Origin of the sequence: Rhodococcus sp. 06-418-5, assembly GCF_002258285.1 — a bacterium.
Taxonomy (GTDB): Bacteria; Actinomycetota; Actinomycetes; order Mycobacteriales; family Mycobacteriaceae; genus Rhodococcoides.
The window spans coordinates 284,708-301,223 of the sequence record NZ_NOYE01000012.1 but is presented as its reverse complement, the minus strand read 5'-3'; the positions used below and the strand labels follow the sequence as shown (position 1 = coordinate 301,223).

Annotated in this window: 13 protein-coding genes; 2 read left to right on the top strand and 11 right to left on the bottom strand. The window is 66.5% G+C overall.

Annotated features, from left to right (window positions below; all coding sequences use genetic code 11):
* Positions 1-5 precede the first annotated feature (5 nt).
* From CH274_RS07075 to mqo, 11 genes are all read right to left on the bottom strand, one after another.
* Complete coding sequence (locus CH274_RS07075) at positions 6-1,493, bottom strand: MFS transporter (protein WP_179275683.1); 1,488 nt, start codon at positions 1,491-1,493, stop codon at positions 6-8.
* A 7-nt stretch (positions 1,494-1,500) separates the two neighbouring features.
* Complete coding sequence (gene cobA, locus CH274_RS07070; protein WP_094657024.1) at positions 1,501-2,781, bottom strand: uroporphyrinogen-III C-methyltransferase; 1,281 nt, start codon at positions 2,779-2,781, stop codon at positions 1,501-1,503.
* Positions 2,748-4,430: an ATP-binding cassette domain-containing protein gene (locus CH274_RS07065; RefSeq protein ID WP_045195543.1), complete on the bottom strand. Its 1,683-nt coding sequence runs from the start codon at positions 4,428-4,430 to the stop codon at positions 2,748-2,750. Before CH274_RS07065 ends, cobA begins: the two co-directional genes overlap by 34 nt.
* A 53-nt stretch (positions 4,431-4,483) precedes the next feature.
* Entirely contained in the window at positions 4,484-6,151 is a 1,668-nt protein-coding gene (locus tag CH274_RS07060) for a DUF7800 domain-containing protein (RefSeq protein ID WP_032397825.1), read from the bottom strand.
* A gap of 57 nt (positions 6,152-6,208) precedes the next feature.
* On the bottom strand, positions 6,209-7,225 hold the full coding sequence (locus tag CH274_RS07055; RefSeq protein WP_094657023.1) for a zinc-binding alcohol dehydrogenase family protein: 1,017 nt from the start codon (positions 7,223-7,225) through the stop codon (positions 6,209-6,211).
* A 2-nt stretch (positions 7,226-7,227) separates the two neighbouring features.
* The gene (locus CH274_RS07050; RefSeq protein WP_045195548.1) at positions 7,228-7,614 is read right to left on the bottom strand and encodes a cobalamin biosynthesis protein; all 387 of its coding nucleotides are present in this window, start codon (positions 7,612-7,614) and stop codon (positions 7,228-7,230) included.
* Between the two features lie 13 nt (positions 7,615-7,627).
* Positions 7,628-9,058 (bottom strand): cobyrinate a,c-diamide synthase, encoded by a 1,431-nt coding sequence (locus CH274_RS07045; protein WP_179275655.1) that lies wholly within the window; start codon positions 9,056-9,058, stop codon positions 7,628-7,630.
* Positions 9,052-9,672: a cob(I)yrinic acid a,c-diamide adenosyltransferase gene (cobO, locus tag CH274_RS07040; protein ID WP_032397822.1), complete on the bottom strand. Its 621-nt coding sequence runs from the start codon at positions 9,670-9,672 to the stop codon at positions 9,052-9,054. Before cobO ends, CH274_RS07045 begins: the two co-directional genes overlap by 7 nt.
* Before the next feature lie 9 nt (positions 9,673-9,681).
* Complete coding sequence (locus tag CH274_RS07035; RefSeq protein WP_094657254.1) at positions 9,682-11,649, bottom strand: magnesium chelatase subunit D family protein; 1,968 nt, start codon at positions 11,647-11,649, stop codon at positions 9,682-9,684.
* Positions 11,650-11,890: 241 nt separating this feature from the next.
* Complete coding sequence (locus CH274_RS07030) at positions 11,891-12,367, bottom strand: GNAT family N-acetyltransferase (protein WP_027496727.1); 477 nt, start codon at positions 12,365-12,367, stop codon at positions 11,891-11,893.
* Between the two features lie 11 nt (positions 12,368-12,378).
* Positions 12,379-13,947, bottom strand: coding sequence for a malate dehydrogenase (quinone) (gene mqo, locus CH274_RS07025; RefSeq protein ID WP_256993493.1), 1,569 nt, complete (start codon positions 13,945-13,947; stop codon positions 12,379-12,381).
* Between the two features lie 144 nt (positions 13,948-14,091).
* Between mqo and CH274_RS07020 the strand changes: the two genes are divergently transcribed.
* Positions 14,092-15,132, top strand: a complete 1,041-nt coding sequence (locus CH274_RS07020; protein ID WP_032397821.1) for an alpha/beta hydrolase — start codon at positions 14,092-14,094, stop codon at positions 15,130-15,132.
* Positions 15,129-16,514, top strand: coding sequence for a mycothione reductase (mtr, locus tag CH274_RS07015; protein ID WP_094631772.1), 1,386 nt, complete (start codon positions 15,129-15,131; stop codon positions 16,512-16,514). The genes CH274_RS07020 and mtr overlap by 4 nt, the downstream gene beginning before the upstream one ends.
* Positions 16,515-16,516 lie beyond the last annotated feature (2 nt).

Genomic DNA, 16,516 nt, shown 5'->3' with positions numbered 1-16,516 from the left:
GCTGGTCACCCCTTCTGGGCGTTTTCCTGAGCGGCCTGGGCCTGTGCGACCTGCTGCGGGGTGAAACGAATGAACACCGCAGCGATTCCCGCGACCACGGCGCAGACGGCGCAGCAGAACAGCGCGAACATGTAGCCCGAGCTCAACGCATCGAGCTGGGTGTCGTTCATCAGCGTCGCCGGTCCGGAAATGCCGCCCAACGACAGGGTGCGGGAGGTCACCAGCGCGCCGATCACGGCCAGCGCCAAGGGCCCGCCGAGGGTCTGAGCAACCAGGGCGATGGCGGTCAAGGGGCCGATCTCGGTGGGGCTCACTCCGGCGATGGCGCACAGCGGGAGCGGCACGACCGTCAGGCCGACGCCGAATCCGATGCCGATGACGGGGAAGAACAGTCCGGGGAAGTACGACGAGTCCGCGTTCATGGTCGCAACCGACACCATCAGCCAACCGACCATGATGACGGCACCGCTCAGAATCAGCCACCGTGGGGCGATGCGCGTCACCAGCTGCGAGGCCAGGAATGCGGCGGCACCGAGCCCGAAGGCGAACGGCACGAACGCCAGGCCCGCGTGCAACGGGCTGTATCCCAGGATGTCCTGAACGAACAGTGCCACGTACGCGGCGAGGCAGAACATCACCCCACCGGCGAAGAAGATGGCCACGAACGTCGCCACGCGGTCTCGGCTGCCGAACAGCGAAAACGGAAGCAGTGGGTTGTCGGCGCGTCGCTCGACCATCAGGAACAACCCGAGGAACAGCAGGCCGGCGAGCAGCGAGACGATGACGATCGGGTTGGTCCAGCCCAGTTCGGTGCCCTCGCTCAGAGCCAACACGACGCCGGTGCAGCCGAGCGTCGCCAGAATCGCTCCCGGCACGTCGAGCGGTAGCCTCGCCCCCACCGTCTCCTGGAGCGACACGACTGCGAGCACCACGATGACGACACCGATGGGGACGTTGATCAGGAAGATCCACCGCCACGACACCTCGGTCAACGCACCGCCGATGATCAGCCCGGCGATGGAGCCGACACCGGTCATGGCCGCGTAGATCGCGATGGCCTGATTTCGAACCGGGCCCGGCGCGAACGTGGTCGCCACCAACGCGAACGCCGTGGGCGACGCCACCGCGGCTCCGATGCCTTGGAGCGCACGAGCCGCTACCAGCGTCGCCTCGTTGACCGCGAGCCCGCACAGCAGGGAGGCGACGGTGAACAGTACGACACCGGCCAGGAACATCTTCTTGCGGCCGAAGGCGTCGCCGAGTCTGCCGCCCAGGAGCATCAGCCCGCCGAAGGCGAGGGCGTACGAGGTGAGCACCCAGTTGCGTCCGGCATCGGAGAGACCCAGATCGGCCTGCAACGGTGCCAGAGCGAGATTGGCGACGGTGCCGTCGAGCACCACCATCAACTGCAGGCCGCTCAGGACGATGATCGCCAACCCGAACGCGCGGGTCGTCACCGGGTACTTGACCTCGGTGCTGGAGGTATCGGGCATCGATGATTCAGGCACGGGCGTTCACGTTACCGGCGTGTACAGAGAAACCGGCAACGGTTCCGATGACCACGATGGCCGGAGGCCTGATCTCCGCGTCGCGAACAGCATCGGCGACGGTGCTCAGAGTGGCGCGCACTTCGCGCTGGGTGCGCATGGTGCCTTCCTGAACGACGATCACCGGGGTGTCGGACGGCCGACCACCGGCGATGAGAACGTCGGCGAACAGACCGATGCGTTCGACGGCCATCAGCAGCACGATGGTGCCCTTGAGCTTGGCCAGCGCATTCCAGTCGACGAGCGAATCGGGATGGTCGGGTGCCACGTGTCCGCTGACGACGACGAACTCGTGGGTGACGGCGCGGTGCGTCACCGGAATCCCGGCGGACGAGGGCACCGAGATGGCGCTGGTGATTCCGGGCACCACCGTGACCGGGATTCCCTCGGCGGCGAGCGCTTCGAGTTCTTCGTATCCCCGACCGAACACGTAGGGGTCGCCGCCCTTGAGCCGGACGACGAACTTGCCTGCCTTCGCGCCGTCGATCAGCGCCTGGTTGATGGCCTCCTGCGCCATCGCGCGGCCGTACGGAATCTTCGAGGCGTCGATGACCTCCACGTGGGGACCCAATTCGGCGAGCAGCTCGGGCGGTGCGAGCCGATCGGCCACCACGACGTCGGCGTAGGCGAGCAACCTGCGGCCGCGGACGGTGATGAGGTCCGGATCGCCCGGTCCCCCACCCACCAGTGCCACGCCGGTCAACGGCGCATGCGCCGAATCGGCGACCACACCGGACTGCAGAGCGTCGATCACGGCATTGCGCACCGCGGCCGATCGACGGTGCTCACCGCCGGCGAGGACACCGAGGGTCAGCCCGTCCCATTCGGCCGACGCCGGGGTGACGGCGGTGCCGTCCTTGGCGATATCGGCTCTCACGCAGAAGATCCTGGACGCGGTGGCCTCGGCGACGATCGCGATGTTGGTCTCGGCCTCGTCGGTGCAGGCGACGGCGTACCAGGCGTCGGCGAGGTCGCCCTCTCGATAGTCACGCAACTCCATCGTCACCTGTCCGAAGGTCGCCATCGCCTCGACTGCCGGTGTGGCCTCGCGCGTGATGACGTGCACCGCAGCGCCGCAGGAGATGAGCAGTGGCAATCGACGCTGCGCGACGGTGCCGCCACCGACCACGACGACGCGTCGACCTTCCAGATTGAGGCCGACCAGATAGGGAGAGTCAGTCGCGTTCACGAGAGGAAACGCTACCGCGCGCGCTGCACCCGCTTTTCGTCCCATACGGGCTCGTCGGATTCGTAGGCCTGACCGGTGCTGCCGAACACGAGGAAACGGTCGAAGCTGCGGGCGAACCACCGGTCGTGCGTCACGGCGATGACGGTGCCGTCGAACGCGGCGATCGCGTCTTCGAGTGCATCGGCGGACATGAGGTCGAGGTTGTCGGTCGGCTCGTCCAGCAGCAACAGGGTGGCACCGGACAGTTCGAGCAGCAGAATCTGCACGCGCGCCTGTTGGCCGCCGGAGAGGTTGTCGTAGGACTGCTCGGCGGCTCGGGCCAGACCGTAGCGGTCCAATGCCCGTCCTGCGGCCTCGCGGCCCATACCGTCACGATGTTCGTTGCCCATGTGCAAGATGTCGAGCAGCGTGTTGCCCGCGAGATCCGGACGAGTGTGGGTCTGCGCGAACAGACCGGGCCGGACGCGAGCGCCGAGCACCGCGGTGCCGGTGTGCGGAACCGGATCGAGTGCCAGTTCCTGAACCGGCTCGTGCTCCTTCTCGGGATCGGTGCCACCGTTGGCCAGCAACCTGAGGAAATGCGATTTACCGGAACCGTTGGAGCCCAACACCGCAACGCGGTCGCCGTACCAGATCTCGGTGTCGAAGGGCTTCATCAGTCCGGTCAGTTCCAGCGCCGTACACACCAACGCGCGCTTGGCTGTTCGGCCGCCACGCAGCCGAACGGTGACGTGCTGCTTCAGCGGCACCGCCTCGGGCGGCCCGGCCTCCTCGAACTTGGCCAACCGAGTCTGCGACGCGTGGTACCGAGCAGCGACACCGTCGTTGAACTTGGCCTTCTCTCGCAGACGCAGCACCAGCGCCCGAAGTTTGACCAGTTCCTCGTCCCACCGCCGTCGCAGTTCGTCGAGCCGAGCATTCCGGTCCTCACGCGCGGCGTGGTAGGTCGCGAACCCGCCGCCGTGCACCCACGAGGTGGCACCGCTGACGCCCGGTTCCAGCGTCACGATCCGGTTCGCGGCGTTGGCGATGAGTTCCCGGTCGTGGCTGATGAACAGGACGGACTTGTCGGAGTCGCGAATGGTCGCTTCGAGCCAGCGCTTGCCCGGCACATCGAGGTAGTTGTCCGGCTCGTCGAGAAGGAGCAGATTGTCCGAGCCGGCGAACAGAGCCTCGAGCACGAGACGCTTCTGCTCGCCGCCACTGAGGGTCGACGCAGCGCGCCACTTCGCGCGGTCGAACGGCATTCCGAGTGCAGCAGTGGTGACCTTGTCCCAGAACGGTTCGAGGTCGTAACCGCCGACGTCACCCCAATCCGAGAGGGCCTGCGCGTATTTCATCTGGGTCTTCTCGTCGTCGACCTCGATCATCGTGTTCTCGGCGGCGTCGAGGGCCGCAGCGGCCGTCTGCACGGCCGGCGACGCAACCGACAGCAGCAGATCACGAACGGTCGAGTCGTCTCGCAGCTGACCGACGAATTGCCGCATCACCCCGAGCGAGCCCGAGCTCGACACCGATCCTTCGTCGGGGGTCTCGTCCCCCGCGATGATCCGCGTCAGTGTCGTCTTGCCGGTTCCGTTGGGACCGATCAACGCCGTCTTGGCACCGTCGCCGACGCGAAACCCGACACCGTTGAGCAGCTGCCGTCCGTCGGGCAGGAAGTAGACGATGTCGTTCAGTTCGAGGTGGGCCACAACGAACCAGCCAACCTCATCGGCCCGGCGATGGCCAATCGTTTACTCGTCCGCTAGGCGAGGGCCAGGACCGACGTCTCGGTGAGCACCTGTTTGCCCGCATCGTCGACGTGCGCGTGGTGCACCCGCAACCGAGCCGAGTCGCCGTGCAGGGTCAGCAACATGACACCGTTGTCGAACCAGGGGCCCGCCTCGGCCTCCCACTCGACACCGGACGGGCCCACGTGTGCCGCCCGCGCCAGCTTCGACAGAATGCGGGCAGCGGGACGTTTGATGGCCAGCTTGTTGACGGCGCGAATCGGCAGATCGAGCGGATTGCGGAACGGCGACATGGTCAGCTGATACGTGGCCGGTACCTCGCGCCCGCCGACCCCGAAGTCCGCGTTCGCCACGTACGAGCAGTGCACGTCGCCCGAGAGCCACATGATCGAGGCGGGTGTGTTCTCGCCGCGAGAGAGCTCACGCGTCAACGCCGCCATGTCGTTGAAGGAGTTGGTGAAGGCCGCCCAGTGTTCGAGGTCGAGGCCGATCCGCATCTTCTCGGCCACCTTGGCCGACATCGACCCCCAACTGCCCTGTGCCACGGCCTCGTTCCACTGTTCGAGGTAGTGCAGGGCGGGCAGCATGAGGTAGGGCAACGACGACCCGAACAGCAGATGTCGCGGGGTCTTCTCGAGTGCGCGCTCGCGTACCCACGCCCACTCCTTCTCGTCGACCATCTCTCTGTTGTTCGGATCCAGATTCCGTGAGCACCGCGAGTCGATCATGATCAACCGCGTGTCGCCGAAATCTCGGTAGAAGCTCCATCGTCCGGTCTCGGGCCTGCGGTCGACACGTAACGCGAAGTCGGCCAACAGCTTCTCCCGCTCGGCATCGGTGTCGGCAGACCGAACTGCGGCGTACATCTCGTCCTGCGCCAGCTCCTTGGGCGAGAGGTTGCCCAGGTGCTGGTACACCCAGTAGGACGAGTACGCGCCGACCACGCGATCGTTCCACCACGGCCGTGTCACGATGTCCCGACGCCAGGAGGCCGACGAGTTCCAGTCGTCGCGCAGATCGTGGTCGTCGAGGATCATGCACGACGGGATGCTCGCCATCAGAGTCCGTACCGGCTCGAGTCCCCACGATTCCCGGTACAGCCAGGAGTACTCCTCGAAATCGCAGATCTCGTTCTCCGCGTCGGTACCGATGGCGCTCTGCGGTCCCTCGCCCGAGCTTCGGCGCGCCTGGAGTCGTTCGACGATCTCCGGGGACGGGTCGTCGGCGTAGACCTGGTCACCGAGGAGCAGCAGCGCCTGCGGCCATCGACTCGGATCCTGCTCGATCAGCGCGTTGCCCAGCCCGGCCAAGGCGTCGGCCCCGATCTGCTTCAAGGATTCGTCGCTGTAGTTGTCACCGCGCCGACACGACCCGAAGGCCAACGTGACGGGTCCCTCGGCGTCGACGGTGTGGATGGCCGCCGTCCGACCTTCCGGGGGCCACACGCGACGCTCGTCGACGAACACCTCGTAGTTCACCGTTGCGTTGGCCGGCAGTCCTTCGAGCGGTACCAGCGCGTAATGGTGGCCGTGCACTCCCCACGTACGTTCGGAACCCCGGACGCCGGCGTCGGTGACCACGGAAACCGTCGACGATTCGGCCATCTCGAACCACAGGGTCGCCGTCTCGGTGCCGACGTACCGGACGATCGGGCCGAGCAGGACGATGCTGTCGGAAGTCATTGGATCCACATTGCCTGCGTCGGCCCGCTTTCGCCAGTCGGTGGCGCGGATCGGTCCTCAGGAACGGGCCGCGACCACGACCTTTCCCCGTACGTGTCCGGTCTCGAGCAACCGGTGTGCTTCGCGTAGCTGCTCGGCGTCGATCGGAGAGAGGAGCGTCGTCGCGGTCGTCCGCACCGAACCCGCATCGACGAGTTCGGCCACCCTGGTCAGTAGCTCGTGCTGACGAATCAGATCCGTAGTCTCGTGCATCGGGCGAGCGAACATGAATTCCCAGTGCCAGGAGATCGCCTTCGTCTTCAGCGGGAGAACGTCGAGTGTCTCGGGATCGTCGATCGCCACTATCTGTCCGAACGGCGTCAACAGGTCTGCATAGATCTCGACCTGGCCGGCGGAATGGGCAGTGAACACGTAGTCGATGCCGTCCGGTGCCACTCGGCGTACTTCGTCGCGAAGATCGCGGTGGTGATCGACCACCTCGGCTGCTCCGAGAGAACGAACCCACTCCACCGCGTCCTCACCCGCTGCCGTCGCGATCGCGCGCACACCAGGAACCAGGGTCCGAAGTAGTTGCAGCACAACAGATCCCACACCTCCGGTGGCACCGACCATCAGCAAGGTTCCGGTGGTCTCGGCAGTGATGCGGAGCTTGTCGAACAGTCCTTCCCATGCGGTGATCACGGTCAGCGGTAACGCCGCGGCCTGTGCGAAATCGAGGGTCGTCGGCTTCTTCGCCACGATGCGTTCGTCCACCGCATGGAACTGCGAGTCGGTCCCGGGTCGGCCGATGTCTCCCGCGTAGTAGACCTCGTCCCCCGGCGCGAACATGGTGACGTCGGCGCCGACAGCGCGCACCACACCAGCGGCGTCGAACCCGAGCACCTTCGGCTCGCCCTGCGGATCGTTGCCGGCACGGACCTTGACATCGACCGGGTTCACCGACACGGCTCGCACCTCGACCAGCAGGTCTCGCGGCCGCACGGCGGGCACGTCGACGACCACATCGGTGAGGCTGGCGGGGTCGTCGATCGGAAGCGAGCGGGTGTAGGCAACGGCTGTCATCGTCTCGGTCATACCTACAGGATGGCCCGAACCCCCGGTCCACCGTCAAGGCAGAGCTCGACCACGGCAACGGTGACACCGGCCGAACCGAACCTGGGCACCGTCAACTGCGTCGATCCGCCGGCCAGCAATGCCGCCGCCTCGGCGACGCTGGCACTTCCGACGGCGCGGAGCACCCGAACCGATGTCGTCGGCGTGACGACGGTCGACAGTTCCCTCGCCGAGTAGGTCACTCCCCGAACCCCCATGCTCGACGCCACCGCCGCCACCAGTTCTGCTTTCCGGTCGATCGAGGCGATGGCCTCGACACGCCAGTCCGGTTGCAGCACCGTGGCGATCGCGGCCACGACGGCGGCGGAGCCGACGCCGGCTCGGGCACCGATTCCGACGACCACCCGCATCTCGCGACCTCTCTTACACGCGCGCGTAATCGACGGCGGCCGAGACGAATCGGGTGATCGACTCGGGATTGCCTGCGGCGTGGGTGTGCAGATACGACGCGTGGACGCCGCCCTGAACGAAGCCCTCGCGCACTGCAGTTCTGCCGTCGGGGTTCTGCCTGTGCCAGCCCCAGGCGGCCGGCACCGCCTCGCGCACGTCCCTGGATCGGTTCGTCCCGGCAGGCTCCACTCCCACGACGAGCTTCGTGCGATGGAACTCGTGGCCGGTGACGCGGGTACCCGCGTCGAACAGTGTCGACGATTCGAGGGCAACCGCGTCGCGGTATCCCAGAGTGAGGGTGTTCCCGAATTCCGCGTCCACATCGACGACCCCGGCCATGTCATGACCGTCCAATCGCCTTGCCAGATACAGCAATCCGGCGCATTCCGCGTGGATCGGTAATCCCTGGGCCGCCGCGGCTCGAATGTCGGCGAGCAACACCTCGTTCGCCGACAGTGCGGCTGCGTGTTCCTCCGGGAATCCGCCGGGAAGTACGACTCCTGCTGTGCCGGTGGGCAATCCGTCACGCAACGGGTCGAACACGGCCACATCGGCCCCGGCCGCGCGGAGCAGTTCGACGTGTTCGGTGTAGCCGAAGGTGAATGCCGGTCCACCCGCCACCGCTATCACGGGCGATCCCTCGCAGGTGCGTACCTCGTCCTCCGGGGACCACTGCGGCGCGGTCACCGACGATCGAGCCAGTGCGCTCACTGCCTCGATGTCGACGAATCGGGAGACCAGGGCGCTCATCGCGTCCACGGCATCGGTTGCGGCACCACCGTGTTCGACCGCGGTGATCAGCCCCAGGTGCCGTGACGGGACGACCAGTTCGCTCATGCGCGGCAGCGCGCCGAGTACCGGAACACCCACCCGTTCGCACGCTTGACCTAACACGTCCTCGTGCCGCTGACTGCCGACGCGATTGAGAATCACACCCCCGATGCGGACGCTGGCATCGAACGTCGAGAACCCGTGCAGCACAGCGGCGAGCGACTGACTGTGCCCGCGGGCGTCGACCACCAGGATCACCGGCGCACCGAGCATCGCGGCCACCCGTGCGGTCGATCCCTCGGCAGACGCCTCCCCCGGGCCGGTCATGTCGATCTTGCCGTCGAACAGTCCCATGACGCCCTCGACGACCGCGATGTCGCAGCCTCGACTGCCGTGTCGGAACAAGGGGCCGATGCGGTCGGCACCGACCATCACGGCGTCGAGGTTGCGGCCGGGGAGCCCGGCGGCGAGCGAGTGATAACCGGGGTCGATGTAGTCCGGCCCCACCTTGAACGGGGCGACGGTGCGGCCGGCGCTGCGCAGCGCACCCATCAGCCCGGTTGCCACCGTCGTCTTTCCGCTGCCCGACGCGGGGGCCGCAATGACCACGGCGGGGCACGACGGAGTCACCATTCGATGCCTCGCTGTCCTTTGCGGCCGGCATCCATCGGGTGCTTGACCTTTGCCATCTCGGTCACGAGATCCGCGGCCTCGATCAGCTCATGGGGCGCATCCCGTCCAGTGATGACGACGTGTTGGTTGCCCGGTCGATGGGTCAGAACCTCGACCACCTCCGCGACGTCGACCCAACCCCACTTGAGCGGGTAGGTGAACTCGTCCAACACGTAGAAGCGGTGTGACTCCTGCTCGATCCGCCGGGCGATCTCCCGCCAGCCCTCGGCCGCGGCCTCGGCGTGGTCGACGTCGCTGCCCTTCTTGCGGGTCCACGACCACCCCTCGCCCATCTTGTGCCATTCGACGGCTCCGCCGACCCCGGTGCTCTCGTGCAGGTCGCCGAGTGTGCGAAACGCCGCTTCCTCCCCGACCTTCCACTTGGCGCTCTTGACGAACTGGAACACTCCGACGTCGAATCCTTGATTCCAGGCCCGCAACGCCATCCCGAATGCGGCCGTCGATTTGCCCTTGCCCGGTCCGGTGTGCACCGCGAGCACGGGCAGATTGCGGCGCTGACGCGTCGTGAGGCCGTCCTGCGGAACGGTTCCGGGAGCCGGTACGCCCTGAGGCATCGCGTACTCCTACGCCGCTGCGCGAACGACAGCGGCGACCTGCTCGGCCGACAGGTCCGCGAGGGCCACGTAGCCACCGCCGAGGCACGCCGCGAAATCGGCAGCGAGTCCGAGGCGGACCATTCCCGATTCACAGTCCACCACGACGGAGGCGATCTTGTCCGACGCGATGCGCCGGGCGGCAATGCGGGCCCGGCCGACCGGATCGGTACCGCCGGTGGCCCGTCCGTCGGTGAGCGCGACCAGCAGAGCGCGGCGCAGCGGATCTCGAACACGCTCTCGCAGAACGAGTTCACGCGCTTGCAGAAATCCCTGCGCCAGTGGCGACCTACCGCCGGTCTTCATCTTCCGCAATCGAGTGACGGCCACGTCCACCGACGACGTCGGTGGCAGTACGGTCTCGGCTTGCGTGCCGCGCACGGTGATCACGGCAACCTTGTCGCGGCGCTGATACGCATCGCGCAGCAGCGACAGCACCGCACCGGTCACCGCGGAGAGCCGATCTCGCGCAGCCATCGATCCCGAGGCGTCGACGACGAAGACGATCAGGTTGCCTTCACGCCCCTCCTTGATCGCGCCCCGCAGGTCCGCGGGCTCTAGCTTCAACCGGCCGGCGGTGCGGCCGCGTACGACCTGCTGCTCGGCCGCGGCGAAGAGGGTGCCCACCAGGTGCAGACCTCTGCCTGGCTCGACAGTGGGCCGTACCGACCGTCCGTGCGAGGACCGCGACCGCGACCGTCGGCCGGGCGCGCCCTCGCCCACTCCTGGAACCTCGAGCAACCGCGCTCTGAACTGTGCTCCCGGCGTGCCCGCCTGCTTCTCGCTGCCGGCACCCGAGGACGGCGGTGGTTGCTTCGACTCGTCGCGTGAATCGGAGGACTCGGAGTCGGAGGACTGGGACTGGGACTGGGACTGGGACTGGGACTGGGACTGGGACCCATCGTCGGGGGCCTCGGGCTCGGGCGCTCCCCCGCCGTCGGGATCGGGTTCCGGGTCGGGTTGTTGCTCGGCCTGTTCCGCAGCGTCGCGCATGGCGTCGTCCAACTGCTTGTCGTCGATTCCCGGCTCGTCGAAGGGGTCGCGCCGACGCCGGTGCGGCAGAGCCAGTTCGGCGGCGATTCGCACGTCCTCCTCGGCCACCTCGCTCGCTCCTCGCCAGGCGGCGTGCGCGGACGCGGTACGCGCCAGCACCAGATCGGCGCGCATACCGTCGACGTCGAAGGAGGCACACAGCGCGGCGATACGACGAAGTTCCTTGTCGCTCAACACCACATCGTCGAGAATCTTCCGGGCGGCCAGAATCTGCTCGGCCACGGCGATGTCGTCGTTGCGGAATTCTGCGGCGAACGCGTGCGGATCACGCTCGTAGTTCATCCGCCGGCGGACGACGTTCATGCGGACGTCCACGTCCCGTGATGCCGTCACCTCCACTGCCAGACCGAACCGGTCGAGCAGCTGCGGACGTAGCTCGCCCTCCTCGGGATTCATCGTGCCGACGAGCACGAATTGTGCAGGATGAGAATGAGATACACCGTCACGCTCGACGTGTACCCGGCCCATCGCGGCCGCGTCCAGCAGCACGTCGACCAGATGATCGTGCAGCAGGTTCACTTCGTCGACGTAGAGCACACCACGGTGCGCGGCCGCGAGGAGACCGGGTTGAAACGCACGTTCGCCGTCGCGCAGAACCTTCTCGAGGTCGATGGACCCCACCACTCGGTCCTCGGTTGCCCCCACCGGAAGTTCGACGAGTTTCGCCGGGCGCGACCCGTCCTCGTCGTCCACGGCGGGCAGTAGGGTCGCGAGCGCGCGCACCACCGTCGATTTCGCGGTGCCCTTTTCTCCTCGAACCAGTACGCCGCCGATACCTGGGTGTACGGCGCACAGAATCAGCGACAACCTCAGCTGATCCTGACCGACGATCGCACTGAACGGATATCCCGGTTCGGGAACACTCCCATTTCGCTGCACAGCCAATTCCCTTCGTGCCCGGAGTTCCGCGCCGGACGTTCGGTCGAGATACACGAAGCCGGGCGGCGATCTGGCTGACAGGGGAATCTTCCGATCGAAGAGTCTCCTGAACACAGTGGCGGGACCGCGCCTGATTGACACAGGACTTCTCCGCGACCGACTTCGAACGGAACACTACCGCCGAACGAACGAATGCCACACACGGTGGGACCGGGTGTGGCATTCATTCGTCGAGTACTACAGGAGGTCAGGCCTCGCTCCAGGCGGTGCCGCCGCCCCGGCGCATCGGGGTGTGCGGGATGCCGTCCTCGAGAACTTCCTCGCCGTCGGGCAGGAACCCGTGCTTGGCGTACATGTCGACGAGGTAGCTCTGCGCGTTGATCCGGCACGGCGCAGAGCCGACCTCGGCAAGCGCCGCGCGCAGAATTCGCGTGGTGTGGCCCTGTCCCCTGGCGGAGCGTTGCGTGCAGAGCCGGCCGATACGGAACGCCTTCTCGCCGTCGTCGTGCTCCTCGAGCAGGCGAAGGGTGCACACCACTTCGCCGTCCCGTTCGAGCCAGAAGTGTCGTGTCTCGGTCAGCAGGTCACGCCCGTCCAACTCCGGGTAAGCGCATGCCTGCTCGACCACGAACACCTCGACACGCAGCTTCAACAGGTCGTACAACGTGCTGTTGGACAGGTCTAGTGCCCATGATCGTTTGAGAGCTGCTGCTTGCGTATTCATACCTTTTGCTATCACACACCCGAGGGCTGTGCGAGCTCACGAGCATTTTCCAGTTCCAGCGTCTTCGACGTCCAGGCCCAGACCTCGTCGAACAGAGAGCTGTTCTGCGCCAGCTTGACCCCGAGCGAGGGAACCATCTCCTTGAGCTTGGGCTGCCACGCGTCGTACTTGTCGCCGAAGCACCGCTGCAGCACGTCCAGCATGGCCGGAACGGCGGTGGATGCGCCGGGCGATGCACCGAGCAGTCCCGCGATCGTGCCGTCCGCAGCGTTGACCACGGCCGTGCCGAACTCGAGTACGCCGCCGCGGCCCTTCTTGCGGATCACCTGCACGCGCTGACCCGCGGTGACGAGCTCCCAGTTCTCGCCGAGTACCGAGGGTGCGAACTCGCGCAGCGTCTCGACACGATCCGCCTGCGACTGAGCCAGCTCACTGACCAGGTACTTGACGAGTCCGAGTTCGGTCACGCCGACTCCGAGCATCGACATCAGGTTGCCGGGCTTGACCGAGCCGGGCAGGTCGGTGATCTTGCCCTGCTTGAGGAATTTGGGCGACCAACCGGCGTACGGGCCGAACAGCAGACCCTGCTGGCCGTTGATCACACGGGTGTCGAGGTGCGGCACCGACATCGGCGGAGCGCCGACCGACGCCTTGCCGTACACCTTGGCCGAGTGCTGCTCGATCAGTGCCGGATCGGTGCATCGCAACCACTCGCCGCTGACCGGGAAGCCGCCGAATCCCTTGATCTCCGCGATCCCGGACTTCTGCAGCAGGTGCAGTGCGCCGCCGCCTGCGCCGACGAACACGAACTTGGCGTTGACGGTCTTCTTCGCCCCGGTGCGCTGGTTGGCGACCTTGACGTCCCAGGTGCCGTCGGACTGCTTGGTGATGTTGCGCACATCGTGCCCGAAGTGCACGGTGCCGCCCGCGGACGACAGGTAGTTGAGCAGCTGCTTGGTGAGCGCACCGAAGTCGACGTCGGTGCCTTCCTGGCCCCAGTTCAGCGCCACCGGGTCGGAGAAGTCACGGCCCTTGGCCATCAACGGCAGTCGCGCGGAGAACTCGTCCTTGGAGTCGATGTACTCCATGCCTGCGAACAGTGGGTTGCCCACGAGCGCCTCGTACCGCGCTCGGAGGTACTTCACGTTCTCTTCCCCGTGCACGAAGCTCACGTGCGGAATGGGGTTGATGAAGTTCTTGGCGTCGGAGAGAACACCGGTTTCGATACCGTGTGCCCAGAACTGACGCGACACCTGGAACTGCTCGTTGACGTTGAGCGCCTTGGCGATATCGACGCTGCCGTCCTTGTTCTGCGGCGTGTAGTTCAGCTCGCACAGGGCCGAGTGGCCGGTGCCCGCGTTGTTCCACGCATCGCTGCTCTCGGCTGCGGCCGCGTCGAGCCGCTCGTAGACGTCGATCGACCAGTTCGGCTCGAGCTGACGGAGCAGCGCACCGAGGGTGGCGCTCATGATTCCGGCACCGACCAGAACGACGTCGGTCTTGATCCGCTTACCCTGCTCATCTTTGGACACTGGAGAATCGACTTCCTTGTCTGTCGAGATCTCGGCCGGTGGCGGCATCGACCGAAGAACTCTGTTGTAGAGGGGCTACTCACCCGGTGCGGTCAGGTTACTAGCTGGGCCTACCCCATCGGACACCACGTCAACCCGGTCTCGATTGTGCTCCTCGGACGCCGCTCGCGGCGCCCACTACAGTTGTGATCTGTGACTACCTGGGTGCCCGATGTCCTCGGCGACGGCTACGAACAGACGACCATTCCACTCGGTGACGATCCGGACGGCGAGGGGCAGGTCGAGGCCACTCTCGTGCGGTATCAACCGTCGGGTGCCGCGAACGTCGAGCGCGCGGTGATCTACGTCCACGGATTCACCGACTACTTCTTCCAGCGACACATCGCCGAACACTTCGCCGCGATGGGCTACGCCTTCTACGCGCTGGACCTACGCAAGTGCGGACGGTCGCGCCGTGAGGGTCAGACCGCGCACTTCGTGACCGATCTGGCGATGTACGACGCCGAGCTCGACGAGGCTCTCGCCCTGGTCCGCGCCGAACGCGCCGATGCCCCGGTGCTGCTCATGGCGCACTCGACGGGCGGACTCGTACTGCCGCTCTGGCTCAACCGCCTCAACCGCCGAGAAGGCGGGTCGGCCGGCCTCGGCCTGTCGGGCGTCGTGCTCAACAGCCCCTGGTTCGATCTGCAGGGTCCACCGGCGATACGCAGCGTCGGCACCGCAGCGATCGACGTGATCGGACGGTTCCGAGCCAAGGCGCAGGTGCCGGGCAGCGGCCTGGACACCTACGGACTCTCGCTCGCCGCCTCCGAGAACGGCGAATGGGACTACGACCTCGACTGGAAACCGCTCGCGGGCTTCCCCATCACCTTCGGCTGGATCCGCGCTGTCCGCCACGGTCACGCCGAACTGCATCGCGGCCTCGATATCGGCATTCCGTCGCTCATCCTGCGCTCGAAGGTGACGCACTTCTCACGCCGGTACAGCTCCGCGGTCGACGCCGCAGACGCCGTCCTCGACGTCCGCCAGATCGCCCGCTGGGCCGGCTGCCTGGGCGACCGCACCACCATCGTCCCCATCGAGGGAGCCCGCCACGACGTGTTCCTGTCCACCGAGGAGCCGCGCGCGCGGGCCTTCGAGGAAATGGACGAGTGGATCGAGTGGTTGCATCGAAGCGAGGGCACCGACCACGCGTCGGGCAAGGACCACACCGAGAGCGGGCACATCTCATGACCGAGCATTTCGACGTCGCGATCATCGGCTCCGGATCGGGCAACTCCATCGCCGATTCGCGCTTCGAGGACAAGAAGATCGCACTTCTGGAAGAGAACTCGACATTCGGCGGCACCTGCCTCAACGTCGGCTGCATCCCGACGAAGATGTTCGTCTACGCCGCCGAAGTCGCCCGTACGGTGCGTGATTCGTCCAAATACGGTGTCGACGCGCGTGTCGACGCGGTGCGCTGGCCGGACATCGTCGACCGCGTCTTCGGCCGCATCGACCCCATCTCGGAGGGCGGCAAGCGCTACCGCGCCGAAGGCAGCCCCAACGTCACATTGTTCGAGGGCCACGCGAGGTTCGTGGGCCCCCGCACGATCGACACCGGCACCGGCACCGTCATCACGGCAGACCAGGTCGTCATCGCGGCCGGATCCCGGCCGGTGGTGCCGCAGTCCATCGCCGATTCGGGTGTCAGCTATCACACCAACAGCGATGTGATGCGGCTGCCGGAGCTTCCCGAGCATCTGGTGATTCTCGGATCCGGTTACATCGCAGCGGAATTCGCGCACGTGTTCTCCGCGCTCGGCTCGAAGGTGTCGATCGTCGCCCGCAAGGACACCTTGTTACGCGCACTGGACGCCGACATCTCCAAGCGGTTCACCGAATTGGCCCGCGCCAAATGGGACGTCCATCTCGACTCCGGTGAGACCCGTGCCGTCACCGAGGGCGCCCTGCACGGCGTCGAATTGGCCGACGGCACCAAGGTTCTCGGGGACGCGTTCCTGGTGGCCGTGGGCCGCGAGCCGAACGGCGATCGGCTGGATCTGGACACGGCGGGCATCGACATGGACGACGAGGGCCGCATCGTGGTGGACGAGTTCGGCCGCACCACCGCCGAGGGCGTGTTCGCGCTCGGCGACGTCTCCTCGCCCTACCAGCTCAAGCATGTGGCCAACCAGGAAGCACGAGTGGTCCAGCACAACCTGCTGCACGACGCATGGAACGGTGACACCGCCGCGCTGCGCACCAACGACCACCGTTTCGTTCCCGCGGCGGTGTTCACCGATCCGCAGATCGCCGAGGTGGGCATGACCGAGGAACAAGCCCGTGACGCCGGCCTGGACATCACGGTCAAGGTCCAGAACTACGGCGACGTCGCCTACGGCTGGGCGATGGAAGACAGCGAAGGTCTGTGCAAGATCATCGCCGAGAAGGGCACCGGGAAGATCCTCGGCGCGCACATCATCGGCGCTCAGGCCCCGACCCTGATTCAGCCCATCATTCAGGCGATGAGCTTCGGCCTGTCCGCCCAGGACATGGCGCGCGGTCAGTACTGGATTCACCCCGGCCTGCCCGAGGTGGTCGAGAACGCTCTGCTGGGACTCGACCTGTAGTT

Coding starts and splice junctions, on each gene's coding strand:
- cobO (WP_032397822.1), bottom strand. CDS start 9,672: ATGCCTCAGGGCGTACCGGCTCCCGGAACCGTTCCGCAGGACGGCCTC.
- CH274_RS07055 (WP_094657023.1), bottom strand. CDS start 7,225: ATGACCGAGACGATGACAGCCGTTGCCTACACCCGCTCGCTTCCGATC.
- cobA (WP_094657024.1), bottom strand. CDS start 2,781: ATGGGACGAAAAGCGGGTGCAGCGCGCGCGGTAGCGTTTCCTCTCGTG.
- mqo (WP_256993493.1), bottom strand. CDS start 13,947: ATGCCGCCACCGGCCGAGATCTCGACAGACAAGGAAGTCGATTCTCCA.
- CH274_RS07050 (WP_045195548.1), bottom strand. CDS start 7,614: ATGCGGGTGGTCGTCGGAATCGGTGCCCGAGCCGGCGTCGGCTCCGCC.
- CH274_RS07060 (WP_032397825.1), bottom strand. CDS start 6,151: ATGACTTCCGACAGCATCGTCCTGCTCGGCCCGATCGTCCGGTACGTC.
- CH274_RS07045 (WP_179275655.1), bottom strand. CDS start 9,058: ATGGTGACTCCGTCGTGCCCCGCCGTGGTCATTGCGGCCCCCGCGTCG.
- CH274_RS07030 (WP_027496727.1), bottom strand. CDS start 12,367: ATGAATACGCAAGCAGCAGCTCTCAAACGATCATGGGCACTAGACCTG.
- mtr (WP_094631772.1), top strand. CDS start 15,129: ATGACCGAGCATTTCGACGTCGCGATCATCGGCTCCGGATCGGGCAAC.
- CH274_RS07075 (WP_179275683.1), bottom strand. CDS start 1,493: ATGCCCGATACCTCCAGCACCGAGGTCAAGTACCCGGTGACGACCCGC.